Raw genomic sequence first — 17,053 nt, forward strand, 5'->3', positions numbered from 1 at the left:
GCCAAAATTAAAGGCAAATCAACCCGGGCAAGGCACGGGTTTGCTTCTGGTTTTTAACTTTTGCCTTTTAATTTTTGCCTTTTGCCTTTTGCCTTTATTTAAACCCAACCTATCTGAGATAGACAGCCACGCGTTCATCGATAACACGCGGGTTATCGCCGGTGGCAATTCCGATAAACGCATCAGCAAGCATTTCACGCGTACTGACTTCATGGATGACTGCTGTTTTGAGCCGGTTGCCTATGGGTAAAAAAACCAGATTGGCCAGCCCGACACCGTAAATGGTCGCAACGAAAGCCACGGCTATTCCTCCACCGAGTTTGGTCGGATCGGAGAGATTCTCCATCACGTGAATCAATCCCAGCACTGCGCCCAGAATTCCGATGGTCGGCGAATAACCGCCCGCAGACTCCCATATTTTCGCAGCCTGGCGTTGCTCCATCTCATAGGCGCTAATCTCGAGATCGAGAATTTCCCTGAGTTTGGCGGGCTCGGTTCCGTCGATGATCAGACGCAGACCCTTGGCGGTGAATGGATCTTGCGTCGCCAGCATGAAGGGTTCCAGGCTTAACAGGCCTTCACGCCGCGCCGTATGGCTCCAGACCCTGATTTCGTCAGCCATCTCATGCCGGTTATCCAGTGCAGGAACGAATACCCGCCGTATCATCCAAACGCCACGGACAAACACTTGTACCCGATTTTGCAACAGGACTGCGCCTATTGTTCCAATCACCACCACGACAAATGCGGCCGGTTGCACCAGCGAACCGAGATGGCCGCCGTCCAGCAAATGTGCAACCAGGACGCCCGCCAGAGCGAGTACAACGCCGGCTAAACTGCCCCAGTCCACGCCTGTCCCCTGAGTGTTGAGCGGAGCCGGGCTATGGCCTGACTATGTAACTGGCATACGCGCGATTCCGAAACCCCCATGACCGCACCGATCTCTTTGAGATTCATTTCTTCTTCATAGTAAAGACCCATCAGGATTTTTTCGCGCTCCGGCAACGCTTCGATCGCTTCTGCAACTGCTCCGCGGAAACCGCTTTCGAGCAGGTCTTTCAGCGGATCGCCGGATTCGCCCTTGGAATGCTGGTCCAGAAAATGGTCGTTGCCATCCGCATCATGAAAGTCTTCGTAATACATCAACTGGTGTCCGGCCCCATTGCTCAGCAATTCCTGATAATCGGCCAATGAGAGTTTGAGTTCCCTGGCGATTTCGGTTTCTGTGGGTTCATGGCCCAGGCGTTGCTGAAGGGCGTTCATCGCCACCTCAATCTTGCGCATGTTCTGACGGATACTGCGCGGCAACCAGTCGGTACTGCGCAGCTCGTCCAGCATCGCGCCGCGAATACGTTGCACGGCATACGTCTCAAACTGTGCACCGTGGGTTTCTTCATACCGATTAATGGCATCAAGCAAACCGATCATCCCTGCCTGCACCAGATCGTCCACTTCCACGCTGGGCGGCAGCCGGGCTTTCAGATGAAAGGCGAGCCGCTTGACCAGCGGTGCATGCTGGGCCAGGAGATAATTCTTGTCCGATTTTCCGTTAGCGGTATACATATTCAGGACAGGCTGAGTTGTCCGGCAAGGCGCCTGAATGCAACGGAAGCACCGGCCAGCGGGAATGCATCGATTACCGAACGGCCCAGATGCGCCGCGCGGTTGAGGTGCTCATCAGCCGGCACAGAACCCATGGAATTGAGTTGAATGGCGAGGTAACGACTTGCCGTTCGCGCCATATTCTCATAAACCAGGTGAGCTTCTTCTTCGGATGCTCCGGTCACCAGCACGCCGAACGAGCGCCTGCCCATGCATCCGTTAAGGCGTTTGATCAGACTGTATGCGGATTTGATCGACGCTGCACCGGGAGACATCTGAACCACGATCTGGCCTTCGGCCATGGCCGGAACCGGAAATGAATCGTTCGCGTCCAGTTCTCCATCCACCATGACGACACCGGCCTGTCTTGCGAGCAAGTCAAAGGTATTGGCCAGGCGCTGGGCATCGGCCTCGTCCCGGCTGACCAGGCTCTGTCGTCCACGCGCCAGTGAAACCAGACCCAAACCCTGCGATACCGGCTGAACCACCTCATCCAGCGCCTTTTCCTGCCGCGCTACATCGAGCAAGCTTGCACGACGTGTCGCGCCAAACCGCGATGCGATCCCTTTTGATGCGGAACGCGCGTCGACCAGTAGCACATCGCTTCCCGTCTGCACCAACGATGCGCCCAGATTGGCCAGCATTGCGTTTTTTTCCTCGTCGCGCAGCACCGACAGAAATGTCAGGATGCGGGGACGAGGGCCGGCAAGCATGCGCCGCAGGCCTTCTGCCTGATCAAAATCGAAATTAGCCAAGATTCACCTCGCGCAGAGATTTATCTTTCATCGCACGTACGGTATTGGCAATTACCAGTGGTAACTCATCGTCCTGATACTGGAATGGCGAAGATTCGCGCTTCAGTTTGAATGCACGGTCAACCAGATAATCGCGATTGATGACGTGCAGGTCTTCCGGCACGCGCTGGCCGTTGGCAGTGTAGTAAAGGCTCAGTTTCTGACGGATGGCCACGTCCAGTACATTGCCTATGGTCGCTGCTTCGTCGAGCTTGGTAATAATGCAACCCGCCAGCCCCGAGCCTTGATAAGCCCGCACCACTTCGTTGAGCGTCTCCCCGGTAGACGTGGCATTGAGACACAGCAGGCGTTTTACCTTGGTGCTTGCGCCCGAGAGCATGGCAACCTGTTCAGCGACCATGTGGTCGCGCTGGTTCATGCCCACCGTATCGATCAGGATCGTGTGCTTGTTCTTCAATTCGTCCAGTGCGATGCGCAGGTCGGCTTCATCTTTCACCGAATGCACCATCACGCCCAGAATCTTGCCGTAGATGCGCAATTGCTCATGGCCGCCGATACGATAGCCGTCCGTAGTAATCAATGCCAGCTTGCCGGTGCCGTGGCGCATCACACAACGCGCGGCCAGCTTGGCGGTTGTGGTGGTTTTGCCTACGCCGGTAGGTCCGACCAGGGCAAACACCCCGCCTTTTTCCAGAATCTCGTTTTCGTTGTTAATGGCCTGCAGGTTGCGTACCAGAACCGATTTGACCCAGGTCATCCCTTCTTCGGCAGTGTCTGCGGCCGGCAGATTTTCCGCCAGATGCCGCGCCAGACTGGCGCTGAATCCTGCCGCCAGCAATTCGCGCATGATGACGGCGCGATGCGGCTGCCTGCTCTGGCTGGCTCCCCATGACAACTCGGCGAGTTGCGTCTCCAGCATGCCGCGCATCGAACGGATCTCGCTCATGACTTCATTGAACTCGCTGGCGGCGGCCTGTTTCGCGGTCGATGCTGCGCGCGCGGTTTCAAGAGCGCCCGAGAGGCTGGCGGCCTGGTTGCTCTCCATACGACGTTTTGGCGGCAATGGCGTGAGCTGTGGTTGCGGCACAGTTTCCTTCTCCACGGACGGCGCCACCAGCGCAGCGATATCCTCATTTGCAAGCGCCATGATTTCAACGCCGCCATCGATACTTCGGTTCGACAGAATCACCGCATCCGGACCGAGTGCATCGCGAACCTTGCGCAAGGCGTCACGGGAATTACTGGCAGAAAACTTTTTAACGTTCATGCTTGGCCTCCAACTAGGCTGGTAACCCTAATGGTTTTTGAATCGGGAAGTTCGGCGTGCGACAACACCTTGAGTTGCGGGAGTGCACGGCGCAGAAAGCGTGCGAGCAGTGCACGTAAGGGTCCCGGCACCAGGAGTACCGGGGTGAAGCCCAGTTGCTCCTGCTGTCGGGTAGCCAGTTCGGTCTGAGTAGCCAGCATATCGGCAAGACCGGGTTCAATTCCTGCGCCTTCCGGTCCGCTCGCCTGTAAAGCTTGCATCAGCAGGCGCTCCAGACGACTATCCAGAGTCATCACCGAAAGCTCGTTCGCCGACGGGAACAGCTGCTGGACAATTGCGCGACCCAGGGCGATGCGCACCAGGGCAGTAAGTTCATTGGGATCCTGAATACGCGTTGCATGCTCAGCCAGGGTTTCGATGATGGTGCGCATGTCGCGGATATGCACGCCCTCAATCAACAGGTTTTGCAGCACCTTTTGCAGTGTGGAAATCGTCACCAGCTTGGGCACCAGATCTTCTACCAGCTTGGGTGATTCCGTACCCAGATGGTCGAGCAGTTGCTGCACCTCCTGACGCCCCAGCAGTTCAGCAGCATGCAGCGTGATCAGATGATTGAGATGGGTCGCCACCACCGTGCCGGCGTCCACCACGGTATAGCCCATGGTTTGCGCCTGTTCGCGCAATCCCGCATCAACCCATGTTGCGGGCAGACCAAACGCCGGATCGCTGGACAATGCGCCGGGCAGCGTACCGGTAACCATGCCAGGATTAATAGCCAGATATTGACCGGCATGCGCTTCGCCGTTCCCGATTTCAACGCCTTTCAGGCTGATGCGATATTCCGCTGGCCTGAGTTCGAGGTTGTCACGAATATGCACCGGCGGTGACAGGAAACCGACTTCCTGAGCGAATTTCTTGCGAATACCCTTGATACGACGCAGCAGTTCACCGCCCTGATCTTTATCTACCAGAGGAATGAGGCGATAACCCACTTCCAGACTCAGCGTGTCTACCGGCACAATATCCTGCCAGGTCGCTTCTTCCATCTCGTTGGGAGCGGCCACCACAGCGGGTGGCGGTTCAATGTCTGTCTTGAGTGCGCGTTGCGTAAGGATATAACCGCCACCGCCCAGCACCGCGCCCAGCAGAAGAAAAGCAAAGTGCGGCATGCCGGGAATAAGCCCCATTCCGCCGATGATTGCAGCGGCAATATAGAGTACCTGCGGCTTGGCAAAAAGTTGGCTAAGTAATTGCCCCCCAATATCCTGATCGCTGGCAACGCGGGAAACCACAATACCTGCCGCAGTCGAAATCAGCAGCGAGGGAATCTGTGCGACCAGACCATCGCCAATGGCCAGCAAGGTGTAATTCTTGATGGCGACTGCAAAAGTCAGATCATGCTGCACCATGCCCACGATGAGGCCACCGATGATATTAATCACCGTCACCATGATGCCAGCCACCGCATCGCCTCGTACGTACTTGCTGGCACCGTCCATTGCACCGTAGAACTCGGCTTCCTGTGCGACTTCGGTACGGCGGTGGCGTGCTTCCTGCTCGCCGATCAAACCCGCATTCAGGTCGGCGTCGATCGCCATCTGTTTGCCGGGCATGGCATCCAGGGTAAAACGCGCGCCGACTTCTGCGATACGTCCGGCACCCTTGGTGACGACCATGAAGTTGATGATGGTCAGGATGATGAATACCACGATACCGACGGTGTAATTACCGCCGATCAGGAAGTGTCCGAAAGCCTCGATTACTTTACCCGCAGCGTCCGGGCCGGTATGCCCTTCGGTGAGCACTACCCGGGTAGACGCGACGTTGAGGGAGAGCCGAAGCATGGTGCTGACCAGCAGAACCGTAGGGAAAACCATGAAATCCAGCGGCTTTACCGTATACAGACTGGTGAGCAATACGATAATGGCAAGGGCAATATTGAAACTGAAAAAGATGTCGAGCACAAAAGCCGGCAGCGGCAACATCATCATTGCCAGCATGATGATAATGATCATCGGTGCAACCAGCGAAGCCCCGCCAGGCGCTGTCAACCAGGCAGGCAGTTTCAGGCCGTTCATTGCATGGCTCCTGTATTATTCGTGGCCTGGGCCGCTGCGTTGAGCGGATCAAGCTGCGGCGGCACGTCGAGTTCGCCGGGGATATCCGGACGCACACCGCCATGCTCCCGATAGGCGCGCAACTGGAATACATAAGCCAGGACTTCCGCCACAGCGGTATACAGCGCTTCCGGAATTTCATCACCCAGTTCCGCATGCCGGTATAGCGCCCGTGCCAGCGGCGCAGCTTCCAGCAGCGGCACATTATTCGCACCGGCCAGTTCGCGAATCTTCGCAGCCACCTCATCGGCGCCTTTGGCAACTACTTTGGGTGCACGCATCGCACCGTCTGAATATTTGAGTGCCACTGCGTAGTGGGTCGGATTGGTCACCACCACGTCCGCCGTGGGCACTTCGGACATCATGCGGCGCCGTGCCATTTCACGCTGCTGCGCGCGGATTTTTGCCTTGATTTGCGGATCTCCGTCCGATTCCTTGGCTTCCTGGCGAACTTCCTGGCGCGTCATTTTCAGTTTGTTGGCGTGATGCAACACTTGATAAGGCGCATCAATCAGGACGATCACACCCAAGGCACCGGTAATCGTGATAAAACTGATCCACAGCAGGCTGCCAAGATGGGCGCTGCCTTCATGCAGGGACTCGACACTCAGGGCCAGAACCGCGTCTTTTTGCTGCCAGATCACCAGACTGGCAACCACGCCCACCAGAATGGTTTTGGCTATCGCCTTGCCGAATTCCACCGCCGCATTGGAAGAGACCAGATTACCCAGCCCTTTGATCGGGTTCATGCGTCCAAAATTCGGTTGCAGAGACTTGGTGCTGAACAACCAGCCACCAATGATGGCGGGAGTAAGCAGAGCCACAATAATCAATAGCAGTGCTATCGGCGCGAACACCAACAACAGATCGCCCAGGCTCGCACCAAGGTGCGCAAAAAGTGCAGACATATCAAATGCCTGGCTACGCTCAAAGCTGAGGCCGGAAACAAGCGTGCTTTCCAGTTGACGAATCAGCTTGTCTCCCGAAAACCAGATACCGCTTCCCGCAGCGATCAGTATGGTGAAAGTGGCCAGCTCGCGCGAACGCGGGACATTGCCGTCCTCACGCGCCTTTTCAAGTCGCTGCGGGGTGGCTGATTCGGTTTTTTCGAGATCGCTGTCTTCAGACATCGCTGTTCCTATAGCGGGACCGCCTTGCCTTCAATATGACGCAAAGCCGGATCACACAGCTACGATTATTGGCGATAAGCCGTTCAGGCCATCGGGGGAATAAGTACATAAATCCCCCCGTATTTCATCGAAGACCCGAAATTGATGCGATCAACGACGAAATATGGCTAAAGACTTCCAAAATATTTGCCGATGTAACAATGTCAGCCTGAATCAGGCTAAAGGGGTTTGATTCTGTATGAATGAATTGGCTTAACAAGCCTTGCTGACTCTATGACCAAAGGCCGTATATGCGCAACAGATTTGAAGACATGCCGGGCTTCAATGCCAAATGTGCACTACCCGGCCATCCGGGCATGGGCCAATGACGCTCCATCCCGATCGGCACCGACAGTTCGACCCCCTGCTGCGGATAGGTAGCCGCGCACTTGCGTTTTCAGGAAACGGCATTGTCATCCTGGATGCAACGAACGCATCCAATCCGATTATTTTTGCCAACGATGCCTTTTGCCGCATGACCGGTCATGCAATCGAAGAAGTCGTCGGACGCGATTTTTCTTTTTTACTCCGCAATCATCACGATGAAGATGAGATGGCCGCAGTCTACAGCGCGCTTGCCAACAAGAGCGAAGCCAATCTGGTATTGCGCAAGTATCATCAGGACGGCGCGGAAATCTGGTGCAAACTGCTCATTTCCCCGGTACCCGATGAAACTGACCAGATTACGTATTTCATTGGTGTGCAGACCGACATTTCCGAGCATAAACGTGATGAGGAGCGACTTGCGCATCAGTCTACCCACGACGCGCTGACCGGACTGCCCAACCGCAATCTGCTCAAAGACCGCCTGGAACAGGCGATAGCCCAAACCGACCGCAGCGAAGATAGCGTGGCGCTGCTATTCCTCGACCTGGATCACTTCAAGTTGATTAACGACAGTCTTGGACATGCTGCGGGTGACCGGATGTTGCTCGATGTAGCCGAACGGCTGCGTGCCTGCGTCAGAGAAGGTGATACGGTATCCCGGCATGGCGGCGATGAATTCGTGCTGGTGCTGCGGGAAATCAATCAGTCGCATCATGTAGCAACAATTTGTGAAAAAATATTCCAGACCATTGCTGATCCATTTTTCATACAAGGCCATAGCTTCCACGTCACCTGCAGTATCGGCATAGCGCTTTATCCGCAAGATGGTCCGGATACTGCAACGTTATTCAAATACGCCGACATGGCCCTGTACCAGGCGAAAGACCATGGGCGCAACCACTTCCAGTTCTTTTCCAGCGAAATGAATGAGCGCATGCAGGAGCGCGTCATGCTGGACGAAGCCCTGCGTTCTGCCATTGCCAATGATGAATTGCTCCTGCACTACCAGCCGCTGGTTAGCCTGAGTACGGGCCAGCTGGTCGGACTGGAGACACTGGTACGATGGCAGCATCCCGTATTCGGCATGGTTTCGCCAGTGCGGTTCATACCCATTGCCGAAGAATCTGCCCTGATCGCCAGCATTAGCGAATGGGTATTACGCAAAGCCTGCCAGGATATACGTACCTGGATTGACCAGGGTCTGACAGGATTCCAGGTTGCCGTGAACGTCTCGCCCCGACAGTTCCGTGACCCCAGGCTGGCGGATCGGATTGAATTGGTGCTCGCCGAGTACCACATCAATCCGGGCATGTTATCTCTGGAGATCACTGAAACGGTATTGATGCAAGACACAGCATCGAGCGAAGCCACCCTTCGTCAACTCAAGGCGCTCGGAGTAGACCTGGCTCTGGATGACTTTGGTACGGGTTATTCCTCATTAAGCTATTTGAAGCGTTTCCCGTTTGACCGCGTCAAAATTGATCGCTCCTTTGTCAGGGACATCACTACCGATGCTGATGATGCAGCGATATCGAAGGCGATTATTTCCATGGCCCACAGCCTCGGCATCCGGGTCGTCGCCGAAGGGGTCGAGACAGCTGCCCAGTGTCAATTTCTGCGCCGCCATCGATGTGACGAAATGCAGGGATACTACTTCAGCCGGCCGCTTCCACCGGTAGAAATAACCGCGCTGCTGTTAGAAAAAAGACATCTTCCGGAAAATATTTTAATCCACAGGAAATCAACGCGTATCCTGCTTCTGGTGGACGCTGATCCTGATATTCTGGCAGCACTGCAACAATTGCTGCATCAGGACAAGTATCTGATCATGACCGCTTGCAGCGCAGAGGAAGCGCTGGCGCTGCTCGCCCAGCACGACGTCGACGTTCTGGTATCCGGCCTGGCAATACCCGACATGAGCTGCATTGAGCTACTCAGCCGTACCATGAAAATGCACCCCGGCGTGATACGGATGGTTTTGTCTGCTCACAATGAAAGACAAAGCGTTATCGATAACGACCACAATGATCTGGTCCATAAAATTATCGTTAAACCATGGGATGATCAGCTACTGCGTCAACACCTTGACGACGCTTTTCGACTTAAGGAAATGGCAGAGGAACATCGGCGCCATAATCTGGAATTCAATAAAGAATTCAAGGAGGAAAACCGCCGCCTGAATATCAAGACAAAAGCATTGAGCCAGGCACTGTCCAGCGCCCACCTGAAGCTGGAGAAAATAATTTCACAGCAGGAACAGCAGAACTTGCGCGATAAGGTTCAACACGACATTCTCAGCGAAATGCTCGAACACATACCGCTACCCATGATAGGTTTGGACGACGATGGTGTCATCGTTTTTATCAACTCCGCAGCCGAGGTCCTGTTTGCTTTTCATGGGCCGCTTCTTGGTAGCGATGCGCATGAGTTGCTACCCGCGCTTCGCGACGCGACAAATGCTCATGACGCCGGCGACGCACTTTCTGTCTGCATACAAAATCGGCCGTACCGTATCATTTACCAGCGTATGGGCATGCACTCGCTCTCCAGCGGCAGCCTGCTGACCCTGGTAAAACAAGAGATCATCGTATGAAACCCGTGCATGAACAAGTCAGCCTGGACAAGGCCGTTGCAGGCATGATCCTGGTGGAAAATCTAAGCGATGCCGAAGGAAACATGTTGCTGCCACGCGGAGCGGCGCTGACTGAATCGGCCCTGATTATCCTGCGACGGCGCAGAATAAAATATTTGCATGTGCTCACTACAGCATATGCTCCAGCCGATATGAAAACTGCGCATGCACTGCAGCACCAACGCCTGACCAAACTATTCAGGGCGGATGGAAATACAGAGGCGAATGACCTGTTACTGCGCCACCTCTTGCAATATCGTTTGGGCGAAAACCATGAATAAGCTGTCCATGGACGAGACCGTCAAAACGATCCGGAGCCTGCCACCTCTTCCTGAAATCGTGACTGATTTGCTGAGCAGCATGGGGAAGGAAAATATCGATATCGACACGCTGGCCGAAAAGCTGACCCGCGACCAGGCATTGGTCGCTACAACTTTGCGCCTGGCCAATTCCTCGTTTTATGGAATGTCTCATCGAGTCACCGGCATTCGAGAGGCTTTTGCGATTCTGGGCCTGAAGAGTATGCGTACCCTGATTACCGCTGCTTCGGTGACTAACGGCTTTATCGGCGGCCAGAACCTGGCTGGCGAAATCGAGAAAAACTGGCGGCACTCGATTGCCGTGGCTGTTTGCGCCAAAACACTGGCGCGTCAACTTAATCAGGATCAGGAACTCGCGTTTACAGTGGGGCTGTTGCACGATATTGGCAGGCTGGTTCTGGCGATATATTTTCCTGAACAGCATCAGGCGGTGCTTACTCATCGCACGACGCACGATTGCACCGCATTCCAGGCTGAACAGGCGGTACTGGGTATTGATCACGCCATGGTGGGCCAAGCACTTGTCGAATACTGGAAACTGCCGCCGGAAATACAATTGGCCATAGGCAGCCACCATACGCCGGATCAGTCTAAACAAAACGCTCTGGTATCGTTCGTGCATGTCGCCGATGCCATCGTGCACGCTCTCGACCTGGCTCTGGATGAGGAAGAACTTGTTCCATTGATTTCCACAGCGGCCTGGAACAAGCTGGGCATTGGTCAGGAAACGGTCTTGCTGGTGTTTGAAGAGACTGAACAGCAGTTTGAAGAAATGTGCCAAATCCTGATTGTATAGATATGGAAGCCGGCTAAACACCGAACCCATCGCAAAAGAAAATTGAACGGTGATCCGGATACTTCCAGAGTCTACCTGCTCTATTTCCCCTGAGTACCCGGTTTAATTGCCGGTATTGCCTTCGCTCCCGGCAGGCTTTGTTGCAGCTGCGCTGCGCTGGAAACATCCGCCACTCCACCCCCTTCTTTGGCTATGGCGTCTTCTGTTTTCTTGTTCATGACTATGATACTGATACGCCGGTTGATGGGATTGAACGGATCATTCCGGTCGATAGGTACCGCTGAAGCAAGGCCCACGACGCGTAATATTTTCCCCTCATCCATACCGCCAGCCACCAGCTCGCGGCGTGAAGCATTAGCGCGATCGGCAGACAGTTCCCAATTGCTATACCCGCTCCCTCCGCCTGAATAAGGCGTTGCATCGGTATGCCCGGAGAGACTTATTTTATTCGGGACGTCATTCAGGGTCTGTCCGATATCGTGCAGAATTTCCTTGGTATAAGGTTCAAGTTTTGCTTTGGACAAAGCAAACATGGGGCGATTTTTTTCGTCCACAATCTGGATCCGCAAACCTTCAGTAGTGATATCGATCAATAATTGTTTTTTGAATTGTTTCAGCGTCGGGTTGGCGTCGATAGCGGCTTCAATACGGCCCTTCAGGGCTTTCAGACGAGAAGCTTCAATACGCTCCAGGTCAGCCTGCGCGGACTTGAGATCATAGGTTTTTTTCTGCGCTGGATTGTCACCCCTGTTAATCTGCCCAACCTGTTTGGTCAGATCCTTACCACCGCCTTTGATGACGCTGGAACTATCGCCACTCCCCGAGCCGCCCGACATGGCCACCTTGAGAGGCGTCTGGAAATATTCCGCAATGCCTTGCAGCTCGCCCTTGGTCGTGGATCCCAATAACCACATCAACAGAAAAAACGCCATCATCGCCGTGACGAAATCAGCATAGGCAATCTTCCAGGCGCCGCCGTGATGGCCGCCCCCGGATTTCTTGATACGTTTGACGATAATGGGGCGTGGTACCGCTTCGGCCATGTCTGTTCCCGCTGAGCTATCTGATTACTTGGATTTGGCTTGCTTGACGTGATCTTCCAGTTCGCTGAAAGAAGGACGCTCTGTCGAGAACAACACCTTTCTGCCGAACTCAACTGCAAGCGCAGGGGCATAGCCATTCAGGCTGGCCAGCAAGGTCACTTTAACGCACTGAAACATCTTCGAGGATTCATGCAGCTTTTGCTCCAGAAGACTGGCAAGCGGCCCCACAAATCCATACGCGAGCAAGATGCCGAGGAAGGTTCCGACCAATGCATTGGCGATCAAAATACCCAGTTCCGCAGGCGGCAGCCCCACCGATGCCATGGTATGGACCACCCCCATGACTGCGGCCACGATGCCGAATGCCGGCATGCCGTCGCCGAGTTTTGCAATACAGTGCGCAGGCACTTCACCTTCGTGATGGTGAGTTTCGATCTCGTTGTCCATGAGATTCTCGATCTGGAATGCATCCATGTTTCCGGCCACCATCAGACGCAGGTAATCGGTCATGAATTCCATAATATGATGATCGGAGAGAATCGCCGGATATTTGCTGAAAATCGGGCTTTCTTCCGGCCTGTCGACGTCTCCCTCGATCGACATCAGGCCTTCTTTGCGTACTTTGCTCAATAATTCATACAACAGCGCCATCAACTCCATGTACAGCGCTTTGGTGTACTTGGATCCTTTTACAAGGCTGGGCAGCGCCTTGAGCGTGGCCTTGATGGATTTGGCATTATTACCAACCAGAAATGCACCCGTCGCGGCGCCGCCGATCATGAGCAACTCCACCGGCTGCAGAAGCGAAGCCAAATGCCCGCCAGCAAGTGCGAAACCGCCAAACACGGAAGCTAAAACAACGATATACCCGACAATGACTAACACGCGCTCAAACTCCGTTGATTATATGATTCTTAAGATAGCTGACTGCCTGAACGCCTATTTGACTGAACAGGAATCTGAAAGCCGCGCTCATTTAGGTTTACGACGCACGTTACAAGAACTTGAGCAACGCACCCCCTCTTGCATCTGTTAATCAAAAGCGCCAGGCATAGAGGGTAGGCCCTTGTGTTTTGGACGTGACAATGACATCGGCAACGGCGCCCGGAATGGAAAATTCATAACTCAACAGCAACGTGCCAGGTTGCATTTCGATTCCGGCTTTTTCCCACAGCGCAGACATGGCCGCAGGTGACAGATAAGCAAACACCACATCGTATTGCGAAAAATCCAGACGCGTGTAATCGCCATGGATAAAATGCCCGCGGCTGCGCACCAGCTGCGCCCTCAGCCAGCTTGCCAGCCAGGGTAGCGGTGCCAGTTCGATTCCGGAAATAGCGCTTTCCGGTCTGCGCGCTGCAAGATTCAGCACCAATCCACCCAAACCACTGCCGATATCGATGAAACGGATTGGGCGATCAACCGGAAGCAGGCCGGCCACTGCTTCCCGGGCTTCCAGTCCGGATGGATAAAACGGAACCTGGGTACGGAATGTCGTCCAGTACAAACCAAGTAGTAAAACGAACAGGCCAAGAAAAATTTCCGGCGGCAGTGAAAGCGAAAGCATGGCTATCAACGCGACCGGAAACAGAAATTGAATGGCTAACCACCAGGGTGCAAGGCGCCGCCAGAAAGCCAAGGCAGCCGCAATGACTCCTTGCAATAGTGCAGCCGCAACAATGCCTGCCTGCATGTCAGTCAGGATCCAAATTCCGCGTATTGCCAGTATGGCCAGAAAAAACGACACGAACTGAATAATCAGTGCCTGGATTGCTGGTATGCGCAGTGTGGATATGAAAGAGTGCACGTGGCTACCTGGCAGCATCCCGCTATCCACGATTAATCGCTACTTTGCTATGAGGTAGATATTTATCAGGCTGCCATTGCCAGCGCAGCGGCGGCATCTTCACGGACTTTTTTGGTTTTCCCGGCGCGGGATGGCATATGGCAGAGGCCGCAGGCGTAGTCATTATGCAGATCCAGACTATTCACCACAAAGTGACCTCCACATTTGCAGCAGGTCGTCGTTTTAAGCATTTTTCTGCTCACAAAACGCACCAGTGTCCAGGCACGGGTAAGTGACAGGACGGGTTCTTCGTCGTTGCCGGGTTGTATTTGCTCAAGATAAAGCTGATACGCCTTCATCACCGCCTCAATACCATGAACTTTGGCGTGCTCTACCAGATAATTATAAATATTGATGAACAGTGAAGAATGAATATTGGGTTGCCAGGTCAGAAACCAGTCGGTGGAAAATGGCAGCATGCCTTTCGGTGGCGAAACCCCTTTGAGTTCCTTGTACAGCTTTAGCAAACGCTCGCGCGACAAGGACGTTTCCGACTCAAGCAATTGCAGGCGGGCGCCAAGATTGACCAGTTTGATTGCGAGTTGAATTTCATTGGATTCGGTTACTACGCTTTTCTTGGTCATTTTTGCGTTCCAGTCTGAATCGATTTGATGTGCGTTGTTGCGCTTACATTGACTAGGCGATTTCTTCTATAGGTTGTCCAGCCATCAGGATGGCGGCGTGTGATTGCGCCAGAGAGCGGTCCTTGTTGTAATTGGTCAACATGCCGAGAATGGCGCTATCGTCAAAACGGAAGCGCGCCAGCATCATGCTGGTACCCGCCAGTTTGAGAATTTGTGCGTTGCTCAGGCCTGAAATCAGATCGGCGATCTGATTGTCGATCCCCAGACGGAAAATCGCCGTGGCCTTGTCGGAACGGATCAACTGTTGCGCAAGCATCAGATAGCTCAGGTTGGCGTCACGGATTTCAGTCATTACTTCGTTCGCTGTCATTTTTTTTCCTTTAGCAGTAACCGTCGGTAACCTGTTTGCAACTCGCAATCCCAGTGGTTGCCATAATGAAGCCTGAATCAAACGGGGAAAATAGGCCATGTTCTGTAATTCACGTCAGAAACGGCAACAGACCGCTTGTAGGTGTTTGTCTTACAAGCTCCCTGCAGGCAATGAGCCTATGGGCTCAAATACCCCACCATTTCCATACCGATAAGAACTGTCCATCAGACGACCGATTAAACCCATAAAAAAATTGACACAGATCAACCAGGATTAAACATGCAGAGGTAATGCTGGAAGATAGTTCCGAACCGGTTTACCATCCGATTCTATGCGCGGGTATCATGGCGCCAGACAGTATTTCATCCGCAAAAAATATTTGAACACTCCGGATCAATGCAAAGTTACTCGCAATCAGGCACGGCTTCATTGCGGACTTAGCCTATCTATAATGCCGTGCACTGCTCTTGATATGCCCCACTGGAGATAGATTCCCATCATGTTTGTCATGCCCGATATCCCACCACGCGCCAATCTCAAAATCCAGTTGGAAAATTTGATGGAAGCTGCGGGAGATGCTGTCTTTCAGTTAAATGATAAAGGTGAAATTCTTTCCGCCAGCAAGCGCACCATCGAACTGATCAAACCTGACGGTATCCTCATTGGTTTATTATTATCTGATCTGGCCGTACCGGAAGAAAATACATTGATTAGCGCGGCTGTCACACAGGCCATCCAGTCGGGTCGGCACAGCCAGGTAAACGTACAGATAAAAACTCATGCTTCGGTGCACTGCTTTGATTTTCTGATAACTGCCTATGCTACCGGGCAAGGCAATATGGAACTGCTCGCCGTGGGCAGAAACATTGCGCAACAGTTGGCGACTGAAGAGAGTTTGCGCCACCTGGCCACCCACGATGCGTTAACCGGCTTACCCAATCGATCGCTACTTTCAGACCGCCTGAGCATGGCGATGGCACAAGCCAGGCGGACCGGAAAAGGCTTTGCGGTCGTCGCGCTGGATCTGGACGGCTTCAAAAAAATCAATGATGCACTGGGACATCCGGTGGGAGATGTTTTGCTGCGCGAAGCCAGTATGCGACTGCGTGACACATTGCGCGACACAGACACCCTGGCGCGCGTGGGTGGTGATGAATTCATAGCCCTGCTGCCCAATGCATTGACTGAAGCCGACATTCAAATTGTCGCGCGTCGCATGATTGCCGCCATACAGTTACCCTTCGAAATTCAGGGCCACGCCTTGTACGTGAGCACCTCTATCGGCATAGCAACCTATCCGAATCATGGCGATAACGAGGTGGCACTTCTAGCTCATGCCGATTTAGCCCTGTATCGCGCAAAAGAAACCGGCAAAGCGCGTTACGTACTTTATGATCCCCAAACGTTCACCAAACCGGTACATGATGTCTCGATCGAAGCGGCAATGTTCGAGGCAGTCAAGAACGGCGAGTTCCTATTGCATTATCAACCTGTAGTCGACGCAACGACACGCCAGATTATGGGTTTCGAGGCACTCATGCGCTGGATGCATCCCGATCTGGGATTGGTGCCTCCCATTCAGTTCATTCCCATGGCAGAAAATAACGGCCTGATCACTTTGCTGGGCGCATGGGTTCTCAAGGCAGCCTGCGTGCAAATCAGGCATTTCGAAGAAGCGGCCGGACGTCAGCTCTATATCTCAGTTAACGTCAGTCCAAGACAATTCAGGAACGATCATTTTCTGGAAACCGTGGATGAAGCCATGAAGCTATCCGATCTGCAAGGCAGTCAATTGCTTCTGGAAATCACCGAAGGCATCCTGATGTCGGATCCTGATCATGCCGAAACATTGCTGACGGCGATTGCCGCGCGCGGCGTACGCATCGCGATCGACGATTTTGGCACCGGCTACTCTTCACTGGCATACCTGAAACGTTTTCCTATTAACACGCTTAAAATCGACCGCACTTTCGTCAAGGATTTGCCTGGCTCGGTTAAGGATGCGGCCATTTGCGACGTCGTGATCAGTCTGGCCAGCCATTTAAATCTCAACACGATCGCTGAAGGCGTTGAGGATGAACAACAGCTGCAATTCCTCGCCAAACAGGGTTGCACACTGATCCAGGGGTTTCTGACAGGCCATCCCATGCTGCCCGACGAAGCCATAGCGGCCCTGAAAGCCAATTCTGCAGCAGCGTTCGTAATCTGAAAATTTATGAAAGTCT

At 53.6% G+C, this 17,053-nt stretch carries 15 protein-coding genes; 4 read left to right on the plus strand and 11 right to left on the minus strand.

The features are described 5' to 3' along the window. Positions 1-109: 109 nt before the first annotated feature. Genes EI185_RS16450 through flhB form a run of 6 tightly spaced genes read right to left on the minus strand, consistent with a single transcriptional unit; the run spans position 110 to position 6,871 of the window. Positions 110-850, minus strand: a complete 741-nt coding sequence (locus EI185_RS16450) for a flagellar motor protein (RefSeq protein WP_124706241.1) — start codon at positions 848-850, stop codon at positions 110-112. After that, a complete protein-coding gene (locus EI185_RS16455) occupies positions 832-1,563 on the minus strand; it encodes an RNA polymerase sigma factor FliA (RefSeq protein WP_124706242.1) in 732 nt (243 codons plus the stop codon). Before EI185_RS16455 ends, EI185_RS16450 begins: the two co-directional genes overlap by 19 nt. Positions 1,564-1,565: 2 nt before the next feature. Next, a complete protein-coding gene (locus EI185_RS16460; RefSeq protein WP_124706243.1) occupies positions 1,566-2,357 on the minus strand; it encodes a MinD/ParA family ATP-binding protein in 792 nt (263 codons plus the stop codon). Then, positions 2,350-3,624, minus strand: coding sequence for a flagellar biosynthesis GTPase FlhF (flhF, locus tag EI185_RS16465; protein WP_124706244.1), 1,275 nt, complete (start codon positions 3,622-3,624; stop codon positions 2,350-2,352). The genes EI185_RS16460 and flhF overlap by 8 nt, the downstream gene beginning before the upstream one ends. After that, positions 3,621-5,702, minus strand: a complete 2,082-nt coding sequence (flhA, locus tag EI185_RS16470; RefSeq protein ID WP_124706245.1) for a flagellar biosynthesis protein FlhA — start codon at positions 5,700-5,702, stop codon at positions 3,621-3,623. The genes flhF and flhA overlap by 4 nt, the downstream gene beginning before the upstream one ends. Then, a complete protein-coding gene (gene flhB, locus EI185_RS16475; protein WP_124706246.1) occupies positions 5,699-6,871 on the minus strand; it encodes a flagellar biosynthesis protein FlhB in 1,173 nt (390 codons plus the stop codon). The genes flhA and flhB overlap by 4 nt, the downstream gene beginning before the upstream one ends. Before the next feature lie 364 nt (positions 6,872-7,235). Between flhB and EI185_RS16480 the strand changes: the two genes are divergently transcribed. The 3 genes from EI185_RS16480 to EI185_RS16490 are packed head-to-tail and all read left to right on the plus strand — an operon-like array spanning position 7,236 to position 10,985. Beyond that, positions 7,236-9,830, plus strand: a complete 2,595-nt coding sequence (locus tag EI185_RS16480) for an EAL domain-containing protein (protein ID WP_189836447.1) — start codon at positions 7,236-7,238, stop codon at positions 9,828-9,830. Beyond that, positions 9,827-10,150, plus strand: a complete 324-nt coding sequence (locus EI185_RS16485) for a hypothetical protein (protein WP_124706248.1) — start codon at positions 9,827-9,829, stop codon at positions 10,148-10,150. The genes EI185_RS16480 and EI185_RS16485 overlap by 4 nt, the downstream gene beginning before the upstream one ends. Continuing rightward, entirely contained in the window at positions 10,143-10,985 is an 843-nt protein-coding gene (locus tag EI185_RS16490) for an HDOD domain-containing protein (RefSeq protein WP_124706249.1), read from the plus strand. The genes EI185_RS16485 and EI185_RS16490 overlap by 8 nt, the downstream gene beginning before the upstream one ends. An 80-nt stretch (positions 10,986-11,065) precedes the next feature. Here EI185_RS16490 and motB read toward each other — a convergent pair whose 3' ends face one another. From motB to flhD, 5 genes are all read right to left on the minus strand, one after another. After that, positions 11,066-12,028 carry a flagellar motor protein MotB gene (motB, locus tag EI185_RS16495; RefSeq protein WP_124706250.1) on the minus strand — a complete coding sequence of 321 codons (963 nt, stop codon included), beginning with the start codon at positions 12,026-12,028 and terminating at the stop codon, positions 11,066-11,068. A 24-nt stretch (positions 12,029-12,052) separates the two neighbouring features. Continuing rightward, complete coding sequence (gene motA, locus EI185_RS16500; RefSeq protein ID WP_124706251.1) at positions 12,053-12,913, minus strand: flagellar motor stator protein MotA; 861 nt, start codon at positions 12,911-12,913, stop codon at positions 12,053-12,055. Between the two features lie 151 nt (positions 12,914-13,064). Next, positions 13,065-13,835: a class I SAM-dependent methyltransferase gene (locus EI185_RS16505; protein WP_223247897.1), complete on the minus strand. Its 771-nt coding sequence runs from the start codon at positions 13,833-13,835 to the stop codon at positions 13,065-13,067. 65 nt (positions 13,836-13,900) lie between these two features. Beyond that, positions 13,901-14,458 (minus strand): flagellar transcriptional regulator FlhC, encoded by a 558-nt coding sequence (gene flhC / locus EI185_RS16510; protein WP_124706253.1) that lies wholly within the window; start codon positions 14,456-14,458, stop codon positions 13,901-13,903. Positions 14,459-14,510: 52 nt separating this feature from the next. Continuing rightward, on the minus strand, positions 14,511-14,828 hold the full coding sequence (flhD, locus tag EI185_RS16515) for a flagellar transcriptional regulator FlhD (protein WP_124706254.1): 318 nt from the start codon (positions 14,826-14,828) through the stop codon (positions 14,511-14,513). A gap of 499 nt (positions 14,829-15,327) precedes the next feature. Between flhD and EI185_RS16520 the strand changes: the two genes are divergently transcribed. Next, positions 15,328-17,037, plus strand: coding sequence for a sensor domain-containing protein (locus EI185_RS16520; RefSeq protein WP_223247898.1), 1,710 nt, complete (start codon positions 15,328-15,330; stop codon positions 17,035-17,037). The last annotated feature ends 16 nt before the right edge of the window (positions 17,038-17,053 follow it).

The sequence above is a fragment of the Sulfuriferula multivorans genome (genome assembly GCF_003851125.1).
Classification (GTDB): domain Bacteria; phylum Pseudomonadota; class Gammaproteobacteria; order Burkholderiales; family Sulfuriferulaceae; genus Sulfuriferula; species Sulfuriferula multivorans.

Excerpts from the sequence above, each read along its gene's own strand:
- flhB (WP_124706246.1), bottom strand. The coding sequence starts at position 6,871 with ATGTCTGAAGACAGCGATCTCGAAAAAACCGAATCAGCCACCCCGCAG.
- flhF (WP_124706244.1), bottom strand. The coding sequence starts at position 3,624 with ATGAACGTTAAAAAGTTTTCTGCCAGTAATTCCCGTGACGCCTTGCGC.
- EI185_RS16520 (WP_223247898.1), top strand. The coding sequence starts at position 15,328 with ATGTTTGTCATGCCCGATATCCCACCACGCGCCAATCTCAAAATCCAG.
- EI185_RS16490 (WP_124706249.1), top strand. The coding sequence starts at position 10,143 with ATGAATAAGCTGTCCATGGACGAGACCGTCAAAACGATCCGGAGCCTG.
- EI185_RS16485 (WP_124706248.1), top strand. The coding sequence starts at position 9,827 with ATGAAACCCGTGCATGAACAAGTCAGCCTGGACAAGGCCGTTGCAGGC.
- flhC (WP_124706253.1), bottom strand. The coding sequence starts at position 14,458 with ATGACCAAGAAAAGCGTAGTAACCGAATCCAATGAAATTCAACTCGCA.
- EI185_RS16455 (WP_124706242.1), bottom strand. The coding sequence starts at position 1,563 with ATGTATACCGCTAACGGAAAATCGGACAAGAATTATCTCCTGGCCCAG.
- flhD (WP_124706254.1), bottom strand. The coding sequence starts at position 14,828 with ATGACAGCGAACGAAGTAATGACTGAAATCCGTGACGCCAACCTGAGC.
- motB (WP_124706250.1), bottom strand. The coding sequence starts at position 12,028 with ATGGCCGAAGCGGTACCACGCCCCATTATCGTCAAACGTATCAAGAAA.
- flhA (WP_124706245.1), bottom strand. The coding sequence starts at position 5,702 with ATGAACGGCCTGAAACTGCCTGCCTGGTTGACAGCGCCTGGCGGGGCT.
- EI185_RS16480 (WP_189836447.1), top strand. The coding sequence starts at position 7,236 with ATGACGCTCCATCCCGATCGGCACCGACAGTTCGACCCCCTGCTGCGG.